The organism is Trinickia sp. (assembly GCF_051954495.1).
Lineage (GTDB): Bacteria > Pseudomonadota > Gammaproteobacteria > Burkholderiales > Burkholderiaceae > Trinickia.
Window position 1 is genome coordinate 18,085 of record NZ_JBQCHR010000048.1, and the last position, 23,621, is coordinate 41,705.

General features: G+C 65.5%; 20 protein-coding genes and 1 pseudogene. 7 read left to right on the plus strand and 14 right to left on the minus strand.

Going from position 1 to position 23,621, the window contains the following annotated elements; translation table 11 throughout:
- The first annotated feature begins 91 nt into the window (after positions 1-91).
- Positions 92-1,363 (plus strand): DNA topoisomerase IB, encoded by a 1,272-nt coding sequence (locus tag ACTHNR_RS07665; protein ID WP_440546972.1) that lies wholly within the window; start codon positions 92-94, stop codon positions 1,361-1,363.
- Positions 1,364-1,397: 34 nt separating this feature from the next.
- Here the strand turns inward: ACTHNR_RS07665 and ACTHNR_RS07670 are convergent, their stop codons facing one another.
- The 3 genes from ACTHNR_RS07670 to ACTHNR_RS07680 form a co-directional block, all read right to left on the minus strand.
- Positions 1,398-2,705 (minus strand): Nramp family divalent metal transporter, encoded by a 1,308-nt coding sequence (locus ACTHNR_RS07670; protein ID WP_440546973.1) that lies wholly within the window; start codon positions 2,703-2,705, stop codon positions 1,398-1,400.
- Between the two features lie 188 nt (positions 2,706-2,893).
- Entirely contained in the window at positions 2,894-3,895 is a 1,002-nt protein-coding gene (locus ACTHNR_RS07675) for a pyridoxamine 5'-phosphate oxidase family protein (protein WP_440546974.1), read from the minus strand.
- A gap of 93 nt (positions 3,896-3,988) precedes the next feature.
- Positions 3,989-4,627: a glutathione S-transferase family protein gene (locus tag ACTHNR_RS07680; RefSeq protein WP_440546975.1), complete on the minus strand. Its 639-nt coding sequence runs from the start codon at positions 4,625-4,627 to the stop codon at positions 3,989-3,991.
- A 116-nt stretch (positions 4,628-4,743) separates the two neighbouring features.
- Between ACTHNR_RS07680 and ACTHNR_RS07685 the strand changes: the two genes are divergently transcribed.
- The gene (locus ACTHNR_RS07685; RefSeq protein ID WP_440546976.1) at positions 4,744-5,652 is read left to right on the plus strand and encodes a LysR family transcriptional regulator; all 909 of its coding nucleotides are present in this window, start codon (positions 4,744-4,746) and stop codon (positions 5,650-5,652) included.
- On the opposite strand, the gene ACTHNR_RS07690 is transcribed toward ACTHNR_RS07685, so the two are convergent.
- On the minus strand, positions 5,631-6,557 hold the full coding sequence (locus ACTHNR_RS07690) for a helix-turn-helix domain-containing protein (protein WP_440546977.1): 927 nt from the start codon (positions 6,555-6,557) through the stop codon (positions 5,631-5,633). The genes ACTHNR_RS07685 and ACTHNR_RS07690 overlap by 22 nt on opposite strands.
- A gap of 177 nt (positions 6,558-6,734) precedes the next feature.
- On the opposite strand from ACTHNR_RS07690, the gene ACTHNR_RS07695 reads away from it, so the two are divergent.
- Both ACTHNR_RS07695 and ACTHNR_RS07700 read left to right on the plus strand, forming a co-directional pair.
- Entirely contained in the window at positions 6,735-7,637 is a 903-nt protein-coding gene (locus ACTHNR_RS07695) for a DMT family transporter (protein WP_440546978.1), read from the plus strand.
- A gap of 264 nt (positions 7,638-7,901) precedes the next feature.
- Complete coding sequence (locus tag ACTHNR_RS07700; protein ID WP_440546979.1) at positions 7,902-8,960, plus strand: class I fructose-bisphosphate aldolase; 1,059 nt, start codon at positions 7,902-7,904, stop codon at positions 8,958-8,960.
- Here the strand turns inward: ACTHNR_RS07700 and ACTHNR_RS07705 are convergent.
- Both ACTHNR_RS07705 and ACTHNR_RS07710 read right to left on the minus strand, forming a co-directional pair.
- Complete coding sequence (locus ACTHNR_RS07705; RefSeq protein ID WP_440546980.1) at positions 8,929-10,587, minus strand: NRAMP family divalent metal transporter; 1,659 nt, start codon at positions 10,585-10,587, stop codon at positions 8,929-8,931. The two genes, ACTHNR_RS07700 and ACTHNR_RS07705, sit on opposite strands and share 32 nt — an antisense overlap.
- A 616-nt stretch (positions 10,588-11,203) precedes the next feature.
- Positions 11,204-12,004 (minus strand): Mut7-C RNAse domain-containing protein, encoded by an 801-nt coding sequence (locus tag ACTHNR_RS07710; RefSeq protein WP_440546981.1) that lies wholly within the window; start codon positions 12,002-12,004, stop codon positions 11,204-11,206.
- Positions 12,005-12,093: 89 nt separating this feature from the next.
- Here ACTHNR_RS07710 and ACTHNR_RS07715 point away from each other — a divergent pair.
- Positions 12,094-12,987, plus strand: a pseudogene (locus ACTHNR_RS07715) (NAD(P)-dependent oxidoreductase); the annotation flags it as partial.
- Positions 12,988-13,005: 18 nt separating this feature from the next.
- Here the strand turns inward: ACTHNR_RS07715 and ACTHNR_RS07720 are convergent.
- Complete coding sequence (locus ACTHNR_RS07720; protein WP_440546982.1) at positions 13,006-14,274, minus strand: MFS transporter; 1,269 nt, start codon at positions 14,272-14,274, stop codon at positions 13,006-13,008.
- Between the two features lie 98 nt (positions 14,275-14,372).
- Here ACTHNR_RS07720 and ACTHNR_RS07725 point away from each other — a divergent pair, with 98 nt between their 5' ends.
- Entirely contained in the window at positions 14,373-15,335 is a 963-nt protein-coding gene (locus tag ACTHNR_RS07725; RefSeq protein ID WP_440546983.1) for a LysR family transcriptional regulator, read from the plus strand.
- A 72-nt stretch (positions 15,336-15,407) separates the two neighbouring features.
- Here the strand turns inward: ACTHNR_RS07725 and ACTHNR_RS07730 are convergent, their stop codons facing one another.
- Positions 15,408-16,652, minus strand: a complete 1,245-nt coding sequence (locus tag ACTHNR_RS07730) for a DUF3443 domain-containing protein (RefSeq protein WP_440546984.1) — start codon at positions 16,650-16,652, stop codon at positions 15,408-15,410.
- A gap of 12 nt (positions 16,653-16,664) precedes the next feature.
- A complete protein-coding gene (locus tag ACTHNR_RS07735; protein ID WP_440547009.1) occupies positions 16,665-17,069 on the minus strand; it encodes a DUF2844 domain-containing protein in 405 nt (134 codons plus the stop codon).
- Positions 17,070-17,629: 560 nt separating this feature from the next.
- On the opposite strand from ACTHNR_RS07735, the gene ACTHNR_RS07740 reads away from it, so the two are divergent.
- Positions 17,630-18,073 carry a response regulator gene (locus ACTHNR_RS07740; protein WP_440546985.1) on the plus strand — a complete coding sequence of 148 codons (444 nt, stop codon included), beginning with the start codon at positions 17,630-17,632 and terminating at the stop codon, positions 18,071-18,073.
- Positions 18,074-18,257: 184 nt separating this feature from the next.
- On the opposite strand, the gene ACTHNR_RS07745 is transcribed toward ACTHNR_RS07740, so the two are convergent.
- The 5 genes from ACTHNR_RS07745 to ACTHNR_RS07765 form a co-directional block, all read right to left on the minus strand.
- On the minus strand, positions 18,258-19,094 hold the full coding sequence (locus ACTHNR_RS07745) for an OmpW/AlkL family protein (protein ID WP_440546986.1): 837 nt from the start codon (positions 19,092-19,094) through the stop codon (positions 18,258-18,260).
- 129 nt (positions 19,095-19,223) lie between these two features.
- On the minus strand, positions 19,224-20,468 hold the full coding sequence (locus tag ACTHNR_RS07750) for a DUF2957 domain-containing protein (protein ID WP_440546987.1): 1,245 nt from the start codon (positions 20,466-20,468) through the stop codon (positions 19,224-19,226).
- A gap of 613 nt (positions 20,469-21,081) precedes the next feature.
- On the minus strand, positions 21,082-22,029 hold the full coding sequence (gene argC, locus ACTHNR_RS07755) for an N-acetyl-gamma-glutamyl-phosphate reductase (protein WP_440546988.1): 948 nt from the start codon (positions 22,027-22,029) through the stop codon (positions 21,082-21,084).
- A gap of 172 nt (positions 22,030-22,201) precedes the next feature.
- Positions 22,202-22,810, minus strand: a complete 609-nt coding sequence (locus tag ACTHNR_RS07760) for a YbhB/YbcL family Raf kinase inhibitor-like protein (protein ID WP_440546989.1) — start codon at positions 22,808-22,810, stop codon at positions 22,202-22,204.
- A gap of 113 nt (positions 22,811-22,923) precedes the next feature.
- Complete coding sequence (locus tag ACTHNR_RS07765) at positions 22,924-23,610, minus strand: orotate phosphoribosyltransferase (protein ID WP_440546990.1); 687 nt, start codon at positions 23,608-23,610, stop codon at positions 22,924-22,926.
- Positions 23,611-23,621: the final 11 nt, after the last annotated feature.

The following is a 23,621-nucleotide window of genomic DNA, read 5'->3' on the forward strand; positions in this document are numbered from 1 at the left end:
CGACGGGCACGACCCGCGACCCAATCGGTGGGAGGCGGTTGGCATAGCGCTTGCAAGGAATGATCGCATTGAACCTTGCCGATATCCGACGATGCCTAGCCGCTCTCGCTCCCCGACCGCCACGTCACAGCGCGCACCCGCGCCCGACGTGGTACAGGCAGCGCTGCCTGCGGACCTTTGCTACGTCGACGATCGCGGGCCCGGCATCACGCGCAAGCTCGTTCGCGGCCATTTCGTCTACTTCGATCCGCAAGGCAAGCGCATTCGCGACGAGGCGCAGATCAAGCGCATCAACGCACTCGCCGTGCCGCCCGCCTATACGGACGTCTGGATCTGCCCGGACCCGCTCGGCCACTTGCAAGCGACCGGGCGCGACGCACGCAGGCGCAAGCAATACCGCTACCACGCGCGATGGCGCGAAATCCGCGACGCGACCAAGTACGAGCGCATGGCGGCGTTCGGCGACGCGCTGCCGCGTATCCGCGCACGCGTCGCCCGCGATCTGCGCTTGCCCGGCATGCCTTGGGAGAAAGTCGTCGCCACCGTCGTGCGGCTGCTCGACGTGACGCTCGTGCGCGTGGGCAGCGTCGAATATGCGCGCGACAATCAATCGTTCGGTCTGACGACATTGCGCAAGCGTCACGCGGCGGTGCGCGCCGGGCATCTGCGCTTCCGGTTTCGCGGCAAGAGCGGCGTCGAGCATGAAGTGGAGGTCGACGATCCTCGTATCGCGCACATTGTCCGGCAGTGTATGGGCTTGCCTGGCCGCGAGCTGTTTCAATACATCGACGAAGATGGCGGACGTCGGCCCGTGGGGTCGGCCGATATCAACGATTACCTGCGCGAGGCAAGCGGCGCCGACTTCACCGCCAAGGACTATCGCACGTGGGCCGGAAGCGTATTCGCATTGGCGGCGCTGCGCGGCATCGAGGTGGCCAGCGTGGCGCAGGCGCGCAAACACATGGTGGAAACGGTCAAGCGCGTCGCCGCCACGCTGCGCAATACGCCGGCGGTCTGCCGCCGATGCTATATCCATCCGGCCGTGATCGAGGCGTTCGAAGCGGGCGAACTCACTTCGCTGCCGAGCGTGAGGACCCGCCGCGGGCTCAAAGCGGACGAAGCGGCATTCGCCACGCTGCTCGCGCATGAAGCGCGGCGTGCGAAACGCGAGGCCAAGCAGCGGGAGGCAGCCTCCAAACGCAAGCCGAGCGCGTCGCCGAGCCGCAGCGGAAAGCAACGTGTGCGTGACCGAGGCGCCGATGAAGCGGATATCGCACGCGAGGATCCGCGCCTCGTCAGATTGCTCGCCAAGTCTCGGCGCACGGCCAAGCAGCGCGGCGAAGCGGCCCGTCGCAGCCCATGACGCCCGCGCTCGACGATAACGCGGCGCCTCTGAACTAGCCGATCGCCCCGAACGTTTGCAGCAACAACACGGCGTTGGGCGCGAGGATCACGATCGTTGCCGCGATGGCCGCCATCGTCGTGCGGGAGCTGTTGGCGAACGCGCCCATGATGTCGCGCCGGCTCGTGACGATCACGAGCGCGATCATCGGTACCGGCAACGCGAAGCTCAGCACCACTTGGCTGTAGAGCAACGCATCGGTCGCATTGACGCCGAGCGCGGCCACGACGAACGCGGGCGCCATCGTCAGGAGGCGGCGCAGCCCCACAGGAATGTGAAAGCCGACGAAGCCTTGCATCACCATCTGGCCCGCCATCGTTCCAACGACGGAGCTGGAAATGCCCGACGCCAGCAACGACACGAGGAAGACGGCCGCGGCGCCGGCGCCGAGAAGGGGCGTCAGGCTTCGATAAGCCGTTTCGATCTCGGCGATGTCGCTGTGGCCCGCATGGAAAACCCCCGACGCCATGACGACCATCGCCATGTTGACGAGCCCGGCCACCGACAATGCAACGACGACCTCCCGATTGGAAAAGCGCAGCAACTTGCGCCGTGCCATGTCGTTCGACGCGGGGGCGCGGTTTTGCGTGAGGCCGGAATGCAGGTAGATGGCGTGCGGCATGACTGTCGCGCCGAGAATGCCGGCGGCGATCGACAACGCCCCGGGCCCCTGCAACTGCGGAACGAACGCGCCACGGGCCGCTTCGCCCCAATTCACATCGACGAGCATCAACTCGATCACATAGGCGAGCGCCACCGTGCCGATCAATGCGCCGATGATGAGTTCGAGCGGGCGGAACCCTTTGCGCTCGGCAGCGAGAATCGCGTAGGTGACGACACCTGTCATCGCCATGCCGACGAGCAGCGGAACATGAAGCAGCAGCGACAACCCGAGCGCCCCGCCGAGAAATTCGGCCAGATCGGTGGCCATCGCAGCGGTTTCGCTGATGCCCCACATCGCATAGACCACGGGCGCGGGAAAATGCGCGCGGCTGATTTCCGCCAGGTTGCGGTTCGTGACGATGCCGAGCTTGGCCGACAAGCTTTGGAACAGCATCGCGACGACGTTGGCGGCCAGCACGACCCAGAGCAACGAATAGCCGTACTTGGCCCCGGCCTGCAAGTTGGTCGCGAAATTACCCGGATCGACGTAGGCAATGGATGCGACGACGGCCGGGCCGGCAAACAGCAGCGCCGAGTGCAGCCGCGCAACGGGGCCGGGCGCGCCGCGGCCCGCCAGCGCACCGCCGATAGCGAGGGTGGCCCGCCCGCTCATTCCCATTTGCATTTGCGCTGTCGTCATGGCGCACCTCGTTCGTCGTTCTCTCGGTGCTCATGATAAAAGCTATCGAAACACAATTGATAATCGTTTTTATTAATGATGACGATAAGAGCTTGGATCGGCTTCTCCGTCAGGTCGGAACCACAAGGGCGACCGCTCCATTCATTTATCTTTCGGGTGCTGCGACCAAGGGCGGGTACCGCGCCGAATCACCCTTCGCTCGGCGCGCGCCATTGCGGCGCGTATTCCACTTCGGACCAGCGAAACGGAAGCGCGGCGGGGCTGCGTCGCACTTCCGTCACCTGGAAACGCACGAGCCGCTGCGCGTCGGCGAACGTTTCGATCGCCGCCTCGTCCCAGACGATTTGCGCGCGGGCGGCGACAAAGAGCAGATCGCCGTGCTCGAAGTCGATGAAAACGAGGCCCGCGCGGTCGTCTTCGGCCAGGTTGCCTAGCGTATTGAAGAACAAGTTGCCGCGGTAATCGGGGGCGAGGAACATGCGCTCGTTTTCCACGCGGACAAACCCGGGCAAGCCGCCCCGGTGCGAGACATCGACCCCTTGCGCCGGCCCGTCGTCGCGCAAATTGCTGCGCGTGGCGATGAAGTAGGTGTCGCTTCGCTCGATCAGCGCGATGTCGCTTGCATCGAGCGCGGCGGCGCGTTCGAGCGGAACTGCCGACGGGCCGGTTTCATCGGTTTCGATGCGCGTCGGCGTGCGGCTTTGGATGTACTTCGCGCAGTTGCCGAAGCTTTGTCGCACGTGCACGGTCAATGCGCCTTCGGACGCGTCGGTCACGACGCCGTTGACGCGATTGCGCCGGCGCGTCGGCGGCTCGATCCCGAGGCCGCCGAGCGCCGAGCCCACATGCCACGTCCCGGCCAGCGGATCGCCGCGCACCGCATCTCCAGCAATGCGTAGCGTCGTCGAATCGGTCGAGGAGACGAAGCCGGGCTCGCCGGTACGCAGCGTGGCCCACGGCTGGCCGTTCGCATCGACGCCGCCCAGCACGATGAACGGCAACTGCTCGAAAAACAGCCGGTGCTGATCCGGCATATAGCGGCGAATGCCGCGCCGGCCGCCCATCGCCGCTTTTTCTTGCACACCGGCGCGCGTCTGCACGGCGAGTTCCCCGGCATGGAACGGCGCTTCGTCGAGATCCCAGCCGGGCGGGGGAGCGAGGGGGCGGACAAGGCGAGTGTCGGTGCTCATGGCGAAATGCTCTCGGTCGGACAATCCGATATTCGGACAATCGAAGAATCGAGAAGCGGCTAACGCAGGGCGTTTCCCGCTTCCCGCCACGCTTCAAGCCGCCGGTGCGGGCTCGAATGCCTGCATCGGCACGAAGCCGGGAAGCGCCTCGATGCGGGCGAGCCATGCGCGGATATTCGGATACGGCTCGAGCGAAATGCCGCCCTCGGGCGCATGAGCGATGTACGTGTAGGCCGCGACATCGGCGATCGTCGGATGCGAGCCGATGGCGAAGGCGCGTTGACCGAACTCGGGCTCGATGACACCGAACAGCCTCAACGCGATGCGCACGGAGGCGTCATAGTCGAACGGGCTTCCGAACAATTTGACGAGGCGGGCGGCGCAAGGCCCGTACATGATCTGACTGGCCGCGAGCGACAGCCACTGCGCCACGCGCGCCGCGCAGACCGGGTCTTCGGGCAGCCATGACGCGTCGCCATAGCGCTTGGCCAGGTAGACGAGAATCGCGTTCGAATCGAACAAGACGGTGTCGCCGTCCTCGATGACGGGTACTTGGCCGAATGGATTCATTGCCAGAAATGCCGCGCTCTTTTGCTCGCCGCCGCGCAAGTCGACCTCGATCGTTTCGAACGGCAGGCCGAGCAGGCTTAAGAACAACCGGGCGCGATGGGCATGGCCCGAGTAGCGCATGGAGTGCAGGCGAATCGGATGGTCAGGGCGGGCGAGAGACATGAGACGCTTCCTTGCTGGTAAGGGGGATTTCCTGACCTGAAGGGTATCGCGCCGAGATTGATCGCATAAGATGGATAATTGCTGAATCACAATCCATCAAAAGTGGACAATCGAGCATGCCCGATCTGCGCGATATCAATCTCAATCGGCTAGTGGTCTTCGCCGCCGTCGTCGAAGCAGGATCGTTGAGCGGCGCCGCCGAGCGCCTCGGTATGGCGAAAACGATGGTCAGCACGCATATGCAACGGCTCGAAGCCGAGGTGGGCGCCACGCTGATCGTACGCACCACGCGCCGCTCGAACTTGACCGAAGCCGGGCGAACGCTTTATGAGGCGAGCCGCGAGTGCCTCCGCGCCGCCAGCGAGGGGCTCGCCGCCATCTCCACGGCGGCGGGGCCTTTGCGCGGCGCCGTGCGCGTGGCTTCACCGGTCGATTACGGCGCCCTCGTCGTGGCGCCCGCGCTCGCCGCGCTGCAGCGCTCGCATCCGGAGCTCGAGGTCGAACTCGTGTGCGCAGACGGATACGCCGATCTCGTCGCCGAGCGCATCGACGTTGCGATTCGATTGGGCAACCTGAAGGATTCGAGCTACCGATCGGCTCGACTGGGACAGTATTTGCGCTGGCTCGTCGCCAGCCCCGAATTTCTGGCTAGCCAGCGGCTGCCGAAGTCGCCGAGCGGCATCGGCGAACTGCCTTCCGTCGCGCTGTCGACGCTGCGGCACCCGCATACGCTTTCGCTAAAGGACGCGAGCGGGCGACGCGTGCGGATTCGCTGCAAGCGAGCGTTCCTCGCCAACACGGCCAATGCTTGCCGGGCCGCCACGCTGGCGGGGGCGGGGTTCGGGCTGCTAACCGATTTTTCGATCGCGGAAGATCTCGCGGCAGGACGCCTCATACGGATTTTTCCCGCCTGGAGCGGTGAGCCCGCCGCGATTCAGGCTGTCTTCCCGTCGGCGCGTCAGCCTTCCCCGAAAGTGGCGGCGGTGATCGAGGCGTTGCGCCACTACCTCAGCGCGCGGCGGTAGGCAGCCGGAGACGTCCCCACGGCGGCGCGAAAGCGATGGCTCAGATGGCTCGCATCCGCATAGCCCGCGCGCGCGGCGATTTCGTCGATCGACAGCGCGGTCGTGCGCAGCAGCTGCCGTGCAAGATCGGCGCGCCGCAAGGCGATCCAGGCGTGCGGCGGCAGGCCGAAGGACGTGCGGAACATGCGTGCGAGATGGAATTCCGACAGGCATGCCACGTCCGACAAATCGCCCAGCGTCAGCGCATCGCTCAGATGCGCGTCGATGTAGTCGCGCAGGCGCCGCCGCACGACCGGCGCGAGCCCCCCTTTGACGGGCGCGTCCTCGCGCCGCACGCCCTGACTGCGCAACAGCAGGCTCAGGATGTCGTGCGCGGTTTCGTTCGCACGCAGGCGCTCGTCGTTGGCTTCCCACGGCAGCGCCGCCAGCGAGCGGCACATCGCGGCGATACGGGCGTCTTCGAAGTAAGTGCGATCGGCCAGCGTCAATTCGCGCGGCTCGCGGTCGAGTTCATGTACCGCCCGCCGCGTGAAATGCTCAGGCAAAAAATACAGATGCATGAAGTGCATGTGGCCGCGCACCCACCAGCGCGACTCATGGTCGCCGGGCAGCGCGCACAGTCGTTGCGGCGCCCCGTATTGCCCCGGCAGCTTTTGCCGCTCGGTGCGATAACCGCCGTTGAGATAGCAAGACAGCGTGTGATGCCCGGGGTGATCGTACGCCGTTTCGTCTTCCACGATGTCGCGACGCCAGATCGCGGCGGCGAGGTGGTCGCCCAGCCACGCGAAGCGCTCTAGCGTGGCGTTCGCGTTGGCCAGCGTGACGCCGATCGAGTGCACGCCGAACGGCGGCGCTTCGGCGGACGAAGCGTCGCTCTGGGCGGGGACGAAGGGGCTCGCGTTCACGGCGGCGACGATGCAAAACGGGTCATGACGGCATGAGTATAGAGAAACCGGCGTTCGAGCGCCGGGGCGGCCGAATAAAACCGCAAGGATAGACAACGCCAAGGGCGCCCCACGGACGCATAGTAAAAAGGCCGGTGGGCCATGTCGGCCCGCCGTGAATTGCCTGAGAGTGTTTCGATGAACTTGCTGCTCTACCTGACGACCGTGCTCATTTGGGGCACGACCTGGATCGCCATCAAGTGGCAGACCGGCGTGGTCGCGCCGCCCGTTTCGATTGCGTTCCGCTTCATTCTCGCCTCGATCGTCATGCTGGCGGTCGTGCGCTTGATGCGCCGCCCGATGCGTCCGCCGCGGGCGGCGTGGCCGCTGTTGTTCGGCCAGGGCCTCGCGCTTTTTTGCTGCAATTTCCTCTGCTTTTACTACGCGGAGCAGATCGTGCCGAGCGGCCTCGTGGCCGTCGTCTTCTCGACCGCGCCGCTGTTCAACGCGCTCAGCGGACGCCTGTTCATGAAGCGTGCGCTGCAGCCGAGCGCGATCGTCGGCGCAGCGCTGGGGCTGATCGGCATCTTGTGCTTGTTCGCGCCGGAAATCGCCGGCCATGCCGGCGACCGGACGATGTGGCTCGGGCTCGCGATCACGCTCTTCGGCACGATGTGCTTCTCCGCGGGCAACTTGCTGTCCAGCCGGATGCAGTCGATGGGGCTGCATCCCGCGGTGACGAACGGCTGGGCGATGCTGATCGGCGCCAGCGTCCTGACGCTCGGCAGCCTCGCGGCCGGTTTTTCATTCCAGCCCGAATGGACGCCCCGCTACTTCGGCGCGCTCGTCTACCTGGCCGTGCCGGGTTCGGTGATCGGCTTCACGACGTATTTGACGCTCGTCGGCCGGATCGGCCCGGAGCGCGCTGCGTACTGCACCGTGCTGTTCCCATTCGTGGCGCTTGCCGTCTCGACGGTATTCGAAGGCTACGAGTGGTCGATTTCGGCAGCGGTCGGCCTCGCGCTCGTGATGTTCGGCAACCTCGTCGCATTCAACGTATTTCGGCAATGGCGGTTCCTGCGACGGGCTCCGGCGCGCTGAGCGTCTCGGGGCCGGTGCATGGCGGATAGGTTTCGGTCCGACCGGCGGGCCGGTTTCGTCCTTACGGGCAAGCCGGTCCGCGGTCCCTTTTATGATGGGCTGCGCGGCCGCCGCGCGGGCACCCGAATTGCTCGCTCAGTCTGACGTCCTAAAGCGGTCGAACGCACATCGGCGGCTGGCGCGTGCGCGCCTTGCCGCGCACACTAGGCCGACCGCCGTGCGCGTGCTTACCCGCGCGCGCTGCTTTTGCCCAAGGAGCCGACGATGCAAACGGACAGCGAACTGCAATCCACCATCGACGCGATCACGCAAGACGGCAAGGGCCTGCTCGCCGCCGACGAAAGCGGCCCGACCATCGCCAAGCGCTTCAAGACGATCGACGTCGAATCGAATGAAGAAAACCGGCGCGCATGGCGCACATTGCTGCTCTCGACGCCCGGTCTCGGCCAGTACGTGAGCGGCGTCATTCTCTACGAGGAAACGCTTGGCCAGCGCGCCGACGACGGTGAGCCGCTGCCAAGCTTGGCGGCGCGTCAAGGGATCGTGCCCGGCATCAAGGTCGATTCGGGAAAAATCGCGCTCGCCCACGCGCCGGGCGACGAGATCACGCAGGGACTCGACGGCCTGGCCGGCCGCCTCGAAAAATACAAGGCGCAAGGCGCCCGGTTCGCGAAATGGCGCGCCGTGTACAACGTGTCGGACACGCTGCCGAGCCGGCTCGCCGTGCAGGCCAACGCCGAATCGCTGGCGCGCTACGCCGCCATCTGCCAGGAAGCGGGCGTCGTGCCGATCGTCGAACCCGAAGTGTTGATGGACGGCGATCATTCGATCGACCGTTGTTCTCACGTGAACGAAGCGGTGCTGCACGAGGTATTCGATGCGCTGCATCGGCACGCGGTCGTGCTCGAGCACATGTTGCTCAAGCCGAGCATGGTGATCGCCGGCAAGGCGAACAAACAGCAAGCCAGCGTGAGCGAAGTGGCGGCGCGTACCGTGTCGGTCCTTGGCCGCACCGTTCCTCCGGCGGTGGCCGGCATCTACTTCCTGTCGGGCGGGCAAACGCCGGAGGAAGCGAGCGCTCACCTCGATGCAATCAATCGGATGGGGCGTCGTCCTTGGCCGCTCAGCTTTTCTTACGGCCGCGCGCTGCAGGAGCCTGTCTTGGCGGCTTGGCGCGGCAAGGCGGAGAACGTCGAAGTGGCTCAGCAAGCGCTGCTCAAGCGCGCCCGCCTGAACAGCGCCGCCGCGCGCGGATGCTATGCGGCGAAGGATGAAGCATCGGCCTTAAGCGTCAGCCGTGCATCGCCATCTGAACGACCTTGACGATGACGAGCCCCACGGCGAGGACCAGGTAGCCGCGCAGCGATCCCATCCACAACCGCGTGGCGAACGTGAGGCGCGGCGGCGGCAGTTCATCGAGCGGGGGCATCCGCCAGTTGCCGCGCAGCACGCGTTCATCGGCGCCGATCGCGGCCCCTGATTTCGCCGGGCCGGATGCGCGCCCGGTGCTCCGCATCACTTCGACTCCGGCGTAGCCTGCCGCGAACAGGGCGATTCCGCCCACGAGGATCGCGATGATGGCCGTCGACGAAATGTCGGGGAACACGGTCGCCGCCGTGAGGATGATCGACAGTACGACGAGCACGGCGATGACCGCGCCCGTGAATACGTTCAAGCGTTTGGAGTTGACCCACGGGCCAAGCACCGCCTTGTCGTTGCAAAGCAGCAGCAGGAACACCGTGGCGCTGGGCAGCAGGACGCCGGCGAGCGTTTGCACCGCTTCCGTCAACAATCCGAGCGGGCTGCCGGGCATCAGCACGAGCGCCGCCGCCAGCGCGACGATCCCGAAGTACACGAGGTAGAAGCCCTTGGCGTCGAACACGCTGCGATGCAGCGAGTGCCGAATGCCGAACGTGTCGCCGATCGCATAGGCCGTCGACAACGACACGGCGGCCGCGCCGATGATCGAGGCGTCGAGCAGCGCGATCGCGAAAATCGTCGCCGACGTGGGGCCGACATACCGGCGCAACCCCGCGATCACGCCGCCCGCATCGGTGAACTGGCCGAATTCGCGATGGCCGTCGAACAGCGCCGCCGTGAACGCCATCATGGCGACCGCCCCGACGATCACGAAGCCGATCCCGATCCACAGATCGATCTTTTCGTACTTCATGAAGCGCGGCGTGATGCGCTTGTCGATGATGTAGCTCTGCTGGAAGAACAACTGCCAAGGCGCGACGGTGGTGCCGACGATGCCGATCACGAGCAGCATGACGTCCGAGAGCTTCGACTGTTTCGGCCAGCTCGGCACGAGGAAATCGCGCGCGATCGTGCCGACGCTCGGGTGGATCGAGACGAGCACGGGCACGAGCAGCAGGCTCAGTACGCACAGCACGATTGCAAACCGCTCGAAGCGGCGGAAGTCGCCCGTACTGACGGCGGCCATCGTCAGCACCGCCGCGATGCAGACCCCAATGATTTTGGACACGCCTAAAAAGTCGAGCGCGAAGGTAATGCCGATGAATTCGGTGACGATCGTCAGCGCATTGAGCAGGAAAAGGTCGACCACGCTGAACGCGCCCCAGAACTTGCCGAAGCGCTGGAAGATCAAGCGCGCATGGCCGACGCCGGTGACGGCGCCCAGACGCAGCACCATCTCCTGGTTGACGTAGATCACGGGAATCAACAGCGCGAGCGTCCAGAGCAGCGTCGTACCGTAATTCTGCCCGGCTTGCGTATACGTGCCGAACGCGCCCGCGTCGTTGTCGCCGACCATGACGATCAGCCCGGGGCCCAGGATCGCGAGCAGCGTGCGTACGCGCGCGGCCCAGCCGCGGCGCGGCGCGGTATCGTGGTGCGCGATCGTGCCGAAGGCGCCCTTGATGTCCCCGACGTGGGCTTCGTCGAGCACGGTGCGGCGTGCCGGCGAGACGTTGATGGGTGTAGACATTTCTCGTTTCTCGTTAGGTCTTGCGCAATGCGCGTACGAACGTGTTCATCGGCACGAGGGCGGCGGCGCTAAAGGCGCGCGCGACCGGCGTGTGCGTGCGTGTGCGCCGCGAACGAAAACCGTTCGCGGCGCCGTCCGGCCGGACGCGGCGGCGTGCGAGCACGCAACGCGGCGTCCGAACGGCACGGTGGCCATTCGAATTCGATGCGCGAAGAAAACTAGGGAGAAACTGCGGCGCGCACCGTCTGCCTGCTGGCTAGACGGCGGCTTGAGGAAGCACTAGCGGACGTCGTTGCCGATCAGGCGGAAATACAGTTCGAAGGTCGACTACTGCAACTGTCCAAGGCATATGCCCCACTTGTGGAATTGGTTGAATTTTAGTTGTTGCATCGAAGATGCGTCAATAAGCGAGTTTGGTGCCACCTCAATTTTTTCGTGCCGGTCCGTGCGTTCGGACGCACGAAAAGGTTCGTTGTCCTGATGATTGAAGGCCCCGAACGAACCCAAGGGCAGTGCGGGCGATGAGTGCCCGTGTGGGATGCACGCAACAGCGCGCCCGATGGGGGCGTGTTCAGCCCAGCCCGGCATGGGTACCGGCATCGGCACGATGCAGCCCTCATGAAGATGCGTCGGCTGGATCGGCGCGTCTTGGGCGTTCGGGATCGTCGGGCCGGTCGGGCACGAGCGAGTCGATGAGCGTGCGCATGCGCTTCCAGTGCGACCCTTCCCAAAACACGCGCCGGCAGACATCGCAGGTGACGAATTGCGAGTGCCGCTCGAGCACGCCCTCGGGCGCACGGCCGATGGCTTGCGTCTTGTCGATGCGCCGCAGCGGCGCGTTGCAAGACAGGCAGAGCCGAAATGCGCGAACGCTCGCGGCTAGATCGAGCCGGTCCATGATTTCGCGCAGTTGCGCTTGGGGCTTGAGCGCGCGGACGTAGCAGCCGTGGGTGATCGTGCGGCGCTTGAGCAGCTCGCGGTCGCGCGTGAGGACGATACGCTCCTGCGAAGTGGCGAGCGCTTCGATTTCGGCATCGGCGAAATGGTTGTCGTACAGCGTGTCGAAGCCTGCGAGACGAAGCAACTGCGCAAGGCCGCCCAAGTGCGCGTCGGCGATGAAGCGCACCGTGCGCAGCGGCCGCTCGCGCACGCGCAGCAATGGACTCACGTCGAGCGCTTCGAATTTGGGGTAGACGGCGACCCGATCGCCGTCGGCAATGACACGGTCGAAGCCGACCGATTCGCCGTTGACGATGATGAGCTCGACCTCGGTATGCGGCACGCCGAGCGCTTCGATCATGTGCTTGGTCGTCGCGTCGCGCGCGCAAAGACAGCTGAACGAGCGCCGGCGTAGTTGCCGGGCAAGAAAGTCATTCAGCTCTTCGTAAAACCGGAACGTGGCGGTAACGGTCGACATCGCGTCAGTATCGCACCGGCAGCCTACACGCGCGCAACGCCGCGGGGCCGCCGGCAGGTTGGCGGCAATCGTGCTCTACTACTCGCTCTTTTTTCGGGGCGAAGGAGCAAACAATGGATATCGGCTTTATCGGTCTAGGGAATATGGGCCACGCGATGGTCGAAAACATGTTGAAAGCGGGTCACCAGGTACGCGTATGGAACCGCACACGGGAGCGGGCCCGGCCGCTCGCGGCGCTCGGCGCGCGAATCGTCGACGAGCCGGCGGCGGCCTTCGCCGGCGACGCCGTGTTCTCGATGCTTGCCGACGATGCCGCCGTGCTCGACGTATTCGATTCGGCCTTGCTGGCCCATGCGCCGCGCGACCTCGTGCACGTCAACATGGCGACGATATCGGTCGCGCTCGCCGAAACCATGGCGCGCGAGCATGCGGCCCGCGGGATTCACTACGTGGCCGCGCCCGTCATGGGGCGGCCCGACGTCGCGGCGGCGGCGAAGCTCACCATCATGGCGGCGGGGCCGGCTGAGGCGATCGACCGGGTGCAGCCGGTGTTCGACGCCATCGGCCAGAAAACCTGGCGTATCGGCTCGCTGCCGCAGCATGCGAACGTCATCAAGCTCGCGGCTAATTTCACGCTCGCCTCCGCCATCGAAACGCTCGGCGAGGCGGCCTCTCTGCTGGCCGCGCATGGAGTGGCGGTGACGGATTATCTCGATGTCATCACGACGGGCGCCTTCCCGGGGCCCGTGTACGCCGGCTACGGCAAGCTCATCGCCGAACGGCGCTATGAACCCGCCATGTTCAAGGCTCGGCTCGGCCTGAAGGACGTCCGGCTCGCCCTTGCCGCGGCCGAGTCGACATCGACGCCCATGCCGATCGGCAGCTTGCTGCGCGACAACCTGCTCGAAGTCATGGCGCGCGGGGAAGGCGAGATGGACTTCGCGGTGCTCGGCGAGGTGGCGGCGAGACGCTCTGCTCGCTGAGTCCTGCATGGGAAGCCGTTAGCGCTCGTCCGCTCCCGGCAACAGGCCCAAGATGAACGCCGTGCCTGCGAAGATCAGACCAACGGCGCACACGCCGCTCCAACCTACCCAGGCCCATGCGGCGCCGGCCGCCGATGCGCCGGCCGCCCCGCCCACGAAGAAGACGCCGACGAACAGGCCGTTCAGGCGGCCGCGCGCGGACGGATTGAGTAGATTGATTGCGCGGCGGCCTAGCGTCTGATCGGTCACGACGCCCGCGTCGAGCGTGGCGGCGCCGGCCACCAGCAGCGCGATGGCGAGCGCCCGGTGTGCGCTCGGATCGAAGCCGAACCAGCCGGCGCCGACGATACCGCTTGCGACGAGCGCCGTCAGCATGCTCGCGTGCCCAATGACGAGCGCGGCGCGTCCCCAGCGCTTGTCTCCGGCGATGCCCGCGAGCGGCGTGACCACCACCCCGGCCGCGCCCGCCAGGGCGAACAACGCGATGTCATAGAAGTTGAAGCCGAAGGGAGCTTGCGAAAGGCGCAGCCCGATCGCAGTCCAGAACGCGCTGAATGCGCCCATTCCCAGCGCGGCGGAAACCGAGCGCCGCTGAAGGACGCGTTCGTCCTTGAGCAGCGTCCAAAGCGAACGCATCAACGCGCCGTAGCTCGTTTGCACCATCGGCGCCCGGCGCGGCAGCTGCGTCGCGAGTACGAGCGCGAGCAGGGCATCCGCGGCAGCGGCGACGCCGTAGAAGGCGCGCCAGCCGATCGATCCGGCGATGACGCTGGCGAGCGGGCGCGACAGCAGAATGCCGAGCATGAGCCCGCTCATGACATTGCCGACCGCGCGTCCCCGCCTGGCTTCCGATGCCATCGAAGCAGCCATCGGCACCAGCATCTGAATGACGCTAGAGCTTGCGCCGGCCAAAAATAGCGCCGCGAGAAAGAGCCAGCCCGCATGGGCGAGCATGGCCAAGGCGAGCAGCGCGGCGCAGGCCGCGAGCGTGCGCACGATGAGCCGGCGGTTCTCGATGAGGTCGGCGAGCGGCACGAGCAGCACCAGTCCGAGGGCATAGCCGAGCTGGGGCAGCATCGCGATCGCGCCCGTCAGCGAGCCGGGCAAGCCCAGCGAATGCCGGATCGGCCCTGTAAGCGGCTGCGCCGCGAACAGGTTAAGGACGATGATGCCGGTCGCGGCGGCGAACAGCATGGTCAGCGGGGTCGTCAGCCTATGGGCGCCGGGCACGTGTTCCGGGGCGGCTGCGGCGCAATAGAGTTCCGTTGAGTGGGCGGGCCGATTCATTTGGAAGATCGAACGAGCAGTGAAAGAAGCACCCATCGTAGGCTCGCGCATGTTATGCGACAATTGAAATATGTCGATATTGATTATGCGAGGTTGTTTTGAATACGCGCGATCTGCAGGCCTTCGTCGAAGTGGTCGACAGCGGCTCGATGGTGCGCGCCGCCGACAAGCTGCATTTGACGCAGCCGGGGTTGACGCGGCGCGTCCAGAACTTGGAAACGACACTGGGGGTGGCGCTGCTCGACCGGCAAAGCAAGCCGCTCAAGCCGACGGGCGCGGGTAAGGAGGTCTATGCGCTCGCTCGCGCCGTGCTGCGCGGGGTGGACGACTTGATGGCCGTCGCCGCGCCGAACGGTGTGCCGGCTGGCGAATTGAAAATCGGTGTGCCGCCCTTCTTGTCGGACCTCGCGCTGCAAGAGCCGATCGACCGGCTGCGCGCGGCGTTTCCGCGGCTCACGCTGAGGGTCACCGCGGCTTGGTCGCCCGCATTGCTGGAGAGGGCGGTGCGCGCGGAAGTCGATGCGGCTGTCGTCATGATGCCCACGGCGTTCGCGTTGCCCGAGTCGGTCACGGCCACGCTGCTCGCCGTGCAGCCTACCCTCATCGTGGCGTCGCGGTCGCTGGCGTTGCCGCGCACAGGGCGCAAAGGGGGCGGTGCGCCGCGTCTCACGCTGGCCGAACTCGCGCGCTATCCCTGGGTACTGAACCAGGACGGCTGCGGCATGCGCTCGGCGCTCAGTCGTGCGCTCGGATCCGCTTCGTTGTCATTCGACGTCGCGGTCGAAGCGTTCGGCTCGGAGCTGCAGCTGTCGCTGGTGGCGCGCGGCGTCGGCATGGGGGTCGTCACGCCGAGCGCGCTGGCTGCGAGCCCGCACCGAGATGCGCTGCAGATCGTCGAGGCGCCCGAGTTTTCGGGCGGCTTGAATGTCTGGCTCGTGCACGGCACGCTGCCGGGCCGGCTCGTACGCCCGCTCGCGGTGCTGCGGGACGCACTGGCCGAAGCGCTAGCGCCGACCGATTCGCGCAGCGTCGCCACGGCCGCACCGCCTTCGCAAGCGTGACATTCGCCGCGCCCGGCGCCGCCGGCACGGGGCGCGACCGACTGGCGCGGGCCGCCGGATAGCCGCGCTCGCTCAATAAGCGAAGTACGGGCCCGCCCCAGCCGGTGTCGATTGCTGTTCGATGGCCGAGTAGACACTGCGCCCGTAGAAGAAGGGCAGACCCCAATCGAACGTTTGCGAACCGACGAACGCCGGGCCGGCAAAGAGGGGCATCGCCGCGGCGCCGCCGGAGCTTTGCCAAATCTGCGCCGCGTTGCCCACGCTGAACGTCACCGCGCTCGTCGCGCCGTTTGCGCCGACGTTCGTGGCCGCGAGCTGTTGGGTCGAGCCGGGGCAGTAGTAGCTCTGGTTCGGGCTTGCGCAGACGGGAAGCTGGCTCGTCGAGAAGAACAGCCCCGTCGACCCGCTGTCGATGATGCTGCCTGTGTAGCTCGTGCCGTTCTGCATCGTCGTGAACACGCCGCGCGACGGATCGACGCCGATGACCTGCGCCGCCCCGAGCCCATTGTTGCTTTGCGTGCCGATGCCGAAGACGAGCTGGCCCGTCACGCTCGCGGCGCCGCCGCCGGGCACGGCGGGCAGGCTGACGATGACGCCGTTGCCGTCCGCGCCGAAGTAGGGCACCGGATTGGCCACTTGCCGCGACTCGGGCACCGCCGTCGATGAACAGGACGTGCCCGCGCAAGCATAGTAGGCGCCGGCGATCGGCTGATTCGCGCATGCCGCGCCGCAGTCGTGCTTGAACACGCCGATCCCGAGAATGCCGTTCGCGGCCAGCGTGCTCGGGGTGTTGCGCGCCGCCCCGGTGTTCGCGCAACTCGCCGGCACCGCCGCGTAGCTCGGATCGATCACTTGAATCGGTAGCGAAGCGGCGCGCTCCCCGGCGATTTGCACATCGGCGAGCCGCACGGAGCCCCACGTGTAGCCGTCGAAGAACTGCATGCATTCGGCCAGTGGGCTGCCTCCTGCCGTCGTCTGCTGCGGCAAGGCCACGGCCGCGGGCAACTGCGAGGCGAATACGCGCAGGCCCCACGATCCCGTATCGACGAGTACGTGGTCGATCGTTTGGCAAATCGCACTGCCCGGCGTGCACACGGTGACGCTGACGAACGGCATATTCGGCACGCCGGCGACACCATGATCGACGGTGATCGCCGCGACGTTGGCGGCGAGCGTCGGCGCGGGCGTCGAGGTATTGCTGACGGACGACGCACCGCTGGTCCCACCGCCACCGCCGCCGCCGCATGCGGCGATCAGGCATGCGACGAGTCCCGCCGCGGCCCAAAGAACGGCTTTTCCGCTGAAGAGTCGAGACATCGCTTCGGCTCCCTAGCGGACGACGCCGGCATCGACGCCGGCAGGCAGCGCCATGGGCAGATACGCATGCCCCGAAAACGCCCGCAGATGGCCGCCGGAGTACACCACGAGGTCGCTTGCCGACACGGCGAGCGGCCCGCCGCCGCGCGTGGGCGAGGCGTTGACGAAGCGCTCGAATGCCGCCCCGAGCGTCGTTCTCAAATCGGGCAGCGTCGGGCCTTCCCACGCGACCCCGAACACGATACCGTCGGCGCCGGCGTATTCCCGTACGACGGTGCCCGAGGGCAGGGTGATCGTATGAACGGTATAGGCGGCTTGCACGATGCTTGCGTGTGCAATAGCTGCAAGGCGGGTGGCGTCGGCGGCGACGCTGTCGACGCGCTGGCCGAGGGCGGCCCAGGCATCGGAGGCGGCCATCAAGCCGGCCCCGGCGAGCGCGACTGCGATTGCGCCCGAATAAACTCGCGATCTCACTACGATTCCTTGCTGACAGTGCGCCGGCCAACCGGCAAAAGCGCCGACACCTGCGCACAATGAGGCGCTTAGCCGATGACGAGGTCATTAGCCGCACCGTGCGTCGCAGATGTCGTAACAAGTGCGTTGAACGGACGCGCGGCGTGGAACTTTAGGCGGCGAGCACGGAAATTCGCGCGAAGGGGGACGGGCGAGCGGGCGGATGGGCTGCGATGGTGTCGAGCGCCCGTCTTGGACTGAAGCATTCGCACGCTTTGCCCGGCAAGGGCGGGCAGGCGATTTGGAGGGCCGGCTAGGTTTGAAGCGCCCGACCGAAAGCGGGGCGTCGTTGCCCGATTGAAAAAAATTTTGCCTATGTGGGCAGAAACCCTTATTTTTAACCGAGCGCTGAACTTTTTCTCCAAACGCTCGTTTGATCAGGCGGTATGCGCGCGAATGAACATACGATGCTTCGCCGGGCCACGCCCTGGAAGACGCGATAAGCACTGTGCACGAGGATAGTAATGAAATCCGATTGGTACGGCGCGCAAGGAACGGTCGCAAACGGAACTGACCACCCGGACGAAGTACACGAGGCCCGGCGGCGCAAGCGCGTGCTCATCGCCGATCGCGACGACGCGGCGCGCCACATGCTGGTCAATTTGGTTGAAAGTCTGGGTTACGAGGCGGTGGCCGCTCGCTCGACCGAAGAGGCGCTCGACATCGCGCGTCGCACGCCCCCGGAGGCGGCGCTGATCGACATCGGCGCACCTTTGCTGGAAGGCTTGCCCACGGCACGGCGCATGCGGGAACTCGCTGGACAGGCGTCGTTGCTGCTGATCGCCCTGACCGGCTGGGGCCAGCCGCAATACCGCGACATGGCCCTGGCGGCCGGCTTCGACGTGCACTTGGTCAAACCGGTCGGCATCGACCAGTTGGGCTTTCTGCTGTCGATGACGCTCGTATGACGGAACGACGTGCCCACCCCGATGTTGCGCTTGGGCAACGAGGAGCGCGGCCCTCGAAACGGGTGTGTTGCAATGCATCAAACGGTTTGCTAGAGTGAAGTTGTCTCCTCCATGTCTCCTCTGATATGGATTCAGCCCGCCGCTTGGCGGGCTTTTTTTTGCGCGGCGAGTCCGTCGGGTCCCGTTAGAACTTGTACGACAGCGCCACATAAGTAATCAGCGGATTGGCCGTCAATTCGGCTTGCGTCGTGCCGAGCGTCGTCCCGTCGGCCGCCCGCACGTACACGGTCGATCTCGATTTGAGCGGAATGTAGGTCACCGACGCGCTCACGCCCCAGTGTTCGGTGAAATCGTACGAGGCCCCCGCGTTGAAGACGGGCGCCCACGAGGGCGACGCCTTGGCCGAAACGCTCGTGACGCCGGGCTTGTTCGCGCCGGCGGCCAACACCGACCCGAGATTGTTCTGCGTCGACGTGACGAAATTCGGGTTCAGTTCGAGGTTCGTGAAAAAGTTGTACGAGATGCCGATGCCCACGAACGGCCTGAAGCGCGCCGTCGCCGAATTGAAGTAGTACTGGATCATCATCGTCGGGCTCCACTGACGCACGCTCTTGACGATGGGCTCGTTGGCCGGATCGTCGAGATTCTCGGTGCCGAGCGCCCCGGCCGGGCCCGGCGGCACGATCGAACCGCGGCCTTTGATCTTGAACGTGGGCGGGACGCCCGCGACGGTCGTCACGGCGATGTGATCGGTGAGAAAGTGACTGAAGACGAGCCCGAGGGTATCGGCGTTCGTCGTCGAAAGCCCCGTGCCCGACGAGGTGAACGAACTCGGCAGCCGCAGCGGCGTGTCGATCGGTTGGGGGTTGACGTAAGTCGTCATCGGTGTGCTCGAGTCCTGCGGCATGATGTGAAACCAGCCGAGCGAAACGACGTTGTCTCCCGCCTTTTGCGCTTGTGCGTTGCCGGCGCACAGAGCGAGCAATGCCGCGCCCGCGGCGGCGCGCGTTGTCTTGTTCATGTTTTGCTCCCTGTTCTTTCGTTTTTTTGTGTGACACGTATCGCCCGATCGTTGCGCGGGCGAGAAGCATTCCCGTACAACGAAAGGGCGACGCCACGCAGCCCGGTGCAACGAGCGCTGCGCCGCCTGCTACTGAACGAAGGCGTTGATCGTGAAGTACGGCGCGGAATTCTCGTTGTAGAGATAGCCGAATACGCCGCCCGTGAAGACGAGCTTGCCCGTTGCGGCGCTCGACGATGCGCCGTGGACAGCCGAGAGCACCACGCCCGGCACGGCGTTGGCGAAGCTCAAGTCGAGCGGGGTCGCGAGCGATGCGTTCGACGGCTGATACGGGGCGAGCATCGTGGCTTCGGTGCCCTCCAGCGCCGTTGCGCGATAGTCGAACTGGCTGTCCACGCCGATGTACTGGCCGTTTTGCGTATCGACCGCGATGGGCGTTTGCGGGGCGAGGATCGTGATGCCCGATTCGTCATCGGCCGTGAACGTCGAGGGGTCCGCGTATCCCGTGCGGATGAGAATCGGCACGAGTTGATTGCGCAGCTTGCCGACGATCATGAAGCCCTTGCCGGCCGGCGCGACGGCGCTCGTCGCGGCTGCCTGGCTTTGGAAGCGGTCGGTCTCGAATGCACCGCTGCCGTTGCTCGATTGCGTCCAGTTGGTCCCGGCCTGCTGCGACTTGCCCGCGTTCACGCCGACGTTGTCGGTCTCGGTCCAGGTGCCGTCGGCTCGGATGACGATCGTCGCATCGACGGGTACGGTCGCGTAGTTCTGCGAAGGGATGATGTGATAGCCGATCTGGTTGTAGGCGCCCGCGACGTTGGCGAGATTGGTCTCGATCGATGAGAAGCCGATGAACGGGAAGTACGGAAACGTCTTGTCGGGCACCGCGCCGAAACCGACGACTCCGCTGTACTGAATCTCCTTGCCGGGGATCGTCCCGCCCAGTACCCCTTGGCCGACGAAGATGCGGGCGGGCTTGTTGGGATCGAGGCTCGCCCCCTGCAAGTAGAACGCGCACTGATTTTGTTTTTCGGTCGGCAGCAGCGTCTCTTGAGCGAGGGCGCCGCTTTGCGTCGTGCCCGCGCGCGAAGGCGTCACGGTACCGGTCTTGGCGGGAATCGCGGATTCGACATACGTCACCTTCCACGTCATCTTCGTCGTGTCGATCTGCATCTTCACGAGTTCGCCGTCCCCGCCGCCGCCCGTGAAGACGGTGTTGTAATCGAGCGAAGCCGGGCAAAGCCGATCCGATGCGGCCGCCGCGCCGCCGCCGGCCGCCGTGCTGCCTGCACCGCCGCCGCCTCCACCACCACCGCCGCATGCGGCCAAAAATGGCGCGGCGAGCGCCATCGTCAAAAGGGCGTTCCGGGTCATGACGTTCCTCCATTGCTTTATCGTTATCGGGCGGCCGGCTCCCTGTCGGCCGCCTCTTCATTTAGTTCGTTCTGCTAATCGACTCGCTGCGTCGTATTGCCTCCCTCCTCGAAAGGTGTGCAAGCTTTGCGCGCCCAATGCGCGTCCGTTCGATGTCGTTATGCTGCGTAATTTGGTCGCGCATTATTTCGATGTCAATTGACAAAGCCGTCTAAAATGACTAATTCAAAAAAATGCGCTGCAATGAAATCAAGGCTGGATAAGGGATTCGGCGGCATATTGAAACAAAAAGAGCGTTTCAAGCGGTCGCCTGTGCGGGCGGGGCTGGCATGGCTTTGCACGGGGCTTGCGCAGGGCAGGCGGCGCCCCTTCGCCCCTATGCCCCGGAAACTTGTGCGCCAAACGATCTGATGAATGGGCAAGCGTTTCCGGTCGAGCGTGAATGCGAAAATGCGTGAATCGATGATTTACTGCATCGACTGCGGGCTAGACGTCGCGTCGCCCCGTATAGACCTTAGAAGTTTGCGCGAGACCGCCGCGATTTTATTGCAATGCGTCGAATAAAAAAGCCGGCTTGCGCCGGCTTTCGTTTTGCATTCATTCGCAGTGCCGATCAACGCTGCAGTCCGCTTTCCTCATCGGCGCCGATGGCCAAGTTCATGCATTGGATCGCCGCACCCGATGCACCCTTGCCCAGGTTGTCGAGCCGAGCCACCGTGACGAACCGCTCTTCGTTGCCGAAGACGAAGAGGTCGACGCGGTTCGTGTCGTTGTTCGCTTGGACATCGAAGAAACCCCCATCGAGGTTCGCTTCGGCATCGAACGGCGCCACGCGCACGAACGGTTCGCCGGCATAGTATTCGCCGAACAGCGCCAGCACGTCGCGCGGGCCGACGCGCTTGGCGAGCTGATTGGGCGAAAAGTACGTCGTGACGGCGAGGCCTTTGTAGAACGGCCCGACGATCGGCGTGAAGATCGGCGCCGCGGACAACCCCGTGTGGGCGGCCATTTCCGGCAGATGCTTGTGCCCGAGCGCCAGCGCATAAGCGCGCGGGCTCAGCAGCTTCGGGTTCGGCTGGCCTTCGTAGTCGGCAATCATCTTCTTGCCGCCGCCGCTATAGCCGGTAATGGAATGAGCGTGCGCCGCGAAATCGGATGGCACGATGCCGGCGTCGACGAGCGGACGCATGGCCAGCACGAACGCCGATGCATGGCAGCCCGGCACGGCGATACGCTTGGCCGTACGCAGGCGCTCGCGCTGCGCGCGCGCGAGTTCGGGCAGGCCGTAAGCCCAGTCGGCATGCGTGCGGAACGCCGTGCTCGCATCGATGAGGACGGTCTTCTCGTTTTCCACGAGGCCGGCCGATTCGCGCGAGGCCACGTCGGGCAGACACAGGAACGTGACGTCGGACGCGTTGATGAGCCTGCGCCGCTCGTCCAGATCCTTTCGCTTGGCTTCTTCGATCCGGAGCACTTCGACGTCGGTACGACGCGACAGGTACTCGAAAATCTTCAGGCCTGTCGTGCCTTCCTGTCCGTCGACGAATACTTTGGTGCTCATTTCGATCTCGCTGTGTAGCCGGTTGTCAGGGTGCCGCGACCGGCCGAATCCGTCGGCGAGGGCGCGTGAAACCGTGATTTTACGGGTTAACGGTAGTTGAGGTGAAATTTCGACGCGACGCTGCGCGTTGCCGCGAGATGCCAGCGTGAAGCCGCGTGCCGCGGCCGCGCGTTCAACGCCCGTAGGTCACGGTGATATGGGCTTTGGCGAGCACCGAGGTGTTGATTTCGTGGTCGAACATCAGCGCATGGCGCGCCGGTCCGAGCCGAAGGTCGGCAGTGTTCAGCGCGAACACCGTGACGACGTAGCGGTGCGGCTTGCCGGGCGGCGGGCAAGGGCCGCCGTAGCCGACGTCGTCGTAATCGTTGCGGGCCTCGATCGCGCCGATTCGCTTCAAATAGCCCGACGCGCTCGCGTTGGACGGCAAGCTTTCGATGGTGTTGGGGATATCGGCCACGGCCCAGTGCCACCAGCCGGGCCCCGGCGCGTCGAGGTCGAATACCGTGACGGCGAAGCTCTTGGTGCCGACGGGGGCGTTGCGCCAGGACAACTGCGGCGACGCGTTGCCACCTTTGCATTCGTCCTGGTTGTAGACCTGTGCGTTGCCGACCCTCGCGCCGTCGCGCAGATCGCTGCTCGTCACGGTGAACATGCCCTGCGCGGCCGCCGGGGCCGCGCCGCAGGCGAGCCGGACGATGACAATCGAAGCGATGGCGGCCACGGCTCGCTTCGGTGCGGGCCGGGCGAAAACCGATGCAACGACTTCGCGGGACTTGCGCATGGGCCGATCTCCGGTCGACGGCCATCGAGGGAAAGGCGGGTTACGCGGCGGCCGAGTGCGCCTGAAGCATGCGCAAACCCGAGGGCCCGCGCATGCTCGTCGGGCGGACTGCGTTACTGCGGCGTGGCCGTCGCGCCGCCGTGCGCGGCCGACCATTCGGCCGGCGCGTTCAGGAACTTCTCGACTTCGTCGAGCGTTTTCGTGTCGAAGTAGCCCGACGCCTTGGCCACGCGCAGCACGTCCCACCAGGTTGCGAGCGCGTGCAGTTCGACGTCGATGTCCTTCAGAACCGACACGCTTTCCTTGAAGATGTTGTAGTGGAACAGCACGAAGCAGTGGTTCACGCTGGCCCCGGCGGTGCGCAGGGCGTTGATGAAGTTGATCTTGCTGCGGCTGTCGGTCGTCAGATCTTCGACGAGCAAGACGCGCGAGCCTTCCTCGAGATGGCCCTCGATCTGCGCGTTGCGGCCGAAGCCCTTCGGCTTTTTGCGCACGTATTGCATCGGCAGCATCATGCGGTCGGCGATCCAGGCCGCGAACGGGATGCCGGCCGTTTCGCCGCCGGCCACGGCGTCGATTTGTTCATAGCCCACATCGCGCAGGATCGTCGTTTCGGCCATTTCCATGAGGGCGCGGCGCACGCGCGGATAGGAAATCAGCTTGCGGCAATCGATATAGACCGGGCTTGCCCAGCCGGACGTGAAAATGAACGGCTTCTCGGCGTTGAAGTGCACGGCCTGCACTTCGAGCAGAATCTTGGCGGTGGTATCGGAGATCGTTTGGCGATCGAAGCCTGTCATGGGCAAATCCT

Bases quoted from the DNA above. Each gene is read 5' to 3' on its own strand.
- ACTHNR_RS07665 (WP_440546972.1), top strand. From the start codon at position 92: ATGCCTAGCCGCTCTCGCTCCCCGACCGCCACGTCACAGCGCGCACCC.
- ACTHNR_RS07670 (WP_440546973.1), bottom strand. From the start codon at position 2,705: ATGACGACAGCGCAAATGCAAATGGGAATGAGCGGGCGGGCCACCCTC.
- ACTHNR_RS07675 (WP_440546974.1), bottom strand. From the start codon at position 3,895: ATGAGCACCGACACTCGCCTTGTCCGCCCCCTCGCTCCCCCGCCCGGC.
- ACTHNR_RS07680 (WP_440546975.1), bottom strand. From the start codon at position 4,627: ATGTCTCTCGCCCGCCCTGACCATCCGATTCGCCTGCACTCCATGCGC.
- ACTHNR_RS07685 (WP_440546976.1), top strand. From the start codon at position 4,744: ATGCCCGATCTGCGCGATATCAATCTCAATCGGCTAGTGGTCTTCGCC.
- ACTHNR_RS07695 (WP_440546978.1), top strand. From the start codon at position 6,735: ATGAACTTGCTGCTCTACCTGACGACCGTGCTCATTTGGGGCACGACC.
- ACTHNR_RS07700 (WP_440546979.1), top strand. From the start codon at position 7,902: ATGCAAACGGACAGCGAACTGCAATCCACCATCGACGCGATCACGCAA.
- ACTHNR_RS07705 (WP_440546980.1), bottom strand. From the start codon at position 10,587: ATGTCTACACCCATCAACGTCTCGCCGGCACGCCGCACCGTGCTCGAC.
- ACTHNR_RS07710 (WP_440546981.1), bottom strand. From the start codon at position 12,004: ATGTCGACCGTTACCGCCACGTTCCGGTTTTACGAAGAGCTGAATGAC.
- ACTHNR_RS07720 (WP_440546982.1), bottom strand. From the start codon at position 14,274: ATGAATCGGCCCGCCCACTCAACGGAACTCTATTGCGCCGCAGCCGCC.
- ACTHNR_RS07730 (WP_440546984.1), bottom strand. From the start codon at position 16,652: ATGTCTCGACTCTTCAGCGGAAAAGCCGTTCTTTGGGCCGCGGCGGGA.
- ACTHNR_RS07735 (WP_440547009.1), bottom strand. From the start codon at position 17,069: ATGGCCGCCTCCGATGCCTGGGCCGCCCTCGGCCAGCGCGTCGACAGC.
- ACTHNR_RS07740 (WP_440546985.1), top strand. From the start codon at position 17,630: ATGAAATCCGATTGGTACGGCGCGCAAGGAACGGTCGCAAACGGAACT.
- ACTHNR_RS07745 (WP_440546986.1), bottom strand. From the start codon at position 19,094: ATGAACAAGACAACGCGCGCCGCCGCGGGCGCGGCATTGCTCGCTCTG.
- ACTHNR_RS07750 (WP_440546987.1), bottom strand. From the start codon at position 20,468: ATGACCCGGAACGCCCTTTTGACGATGGCGCTCGCCGCGCCATTTTTG.
- argC (WP_440546988.1), bottom strand. From the start codon at position 22,029: ATGAGCACCAAAGTATTCGTCGACGGACAGGAAGGCACGACAGGCCTG.
- ACTHNR_RS07760 (WP_440546989.1), bottom strand. From the start codon at position 22,810: ATGCGCAAGTCCCGCGAAGTCGTTGCATCGGTTTTCGCCCGGCCCGCA.
- ACTHNR_RS07765 (WP_440546990.1), bottom strand. From the start codon at position 23,610: ATGACAGGCTTCGATCGCCAAACGATCTCCGATACCACCGCCAAGATT.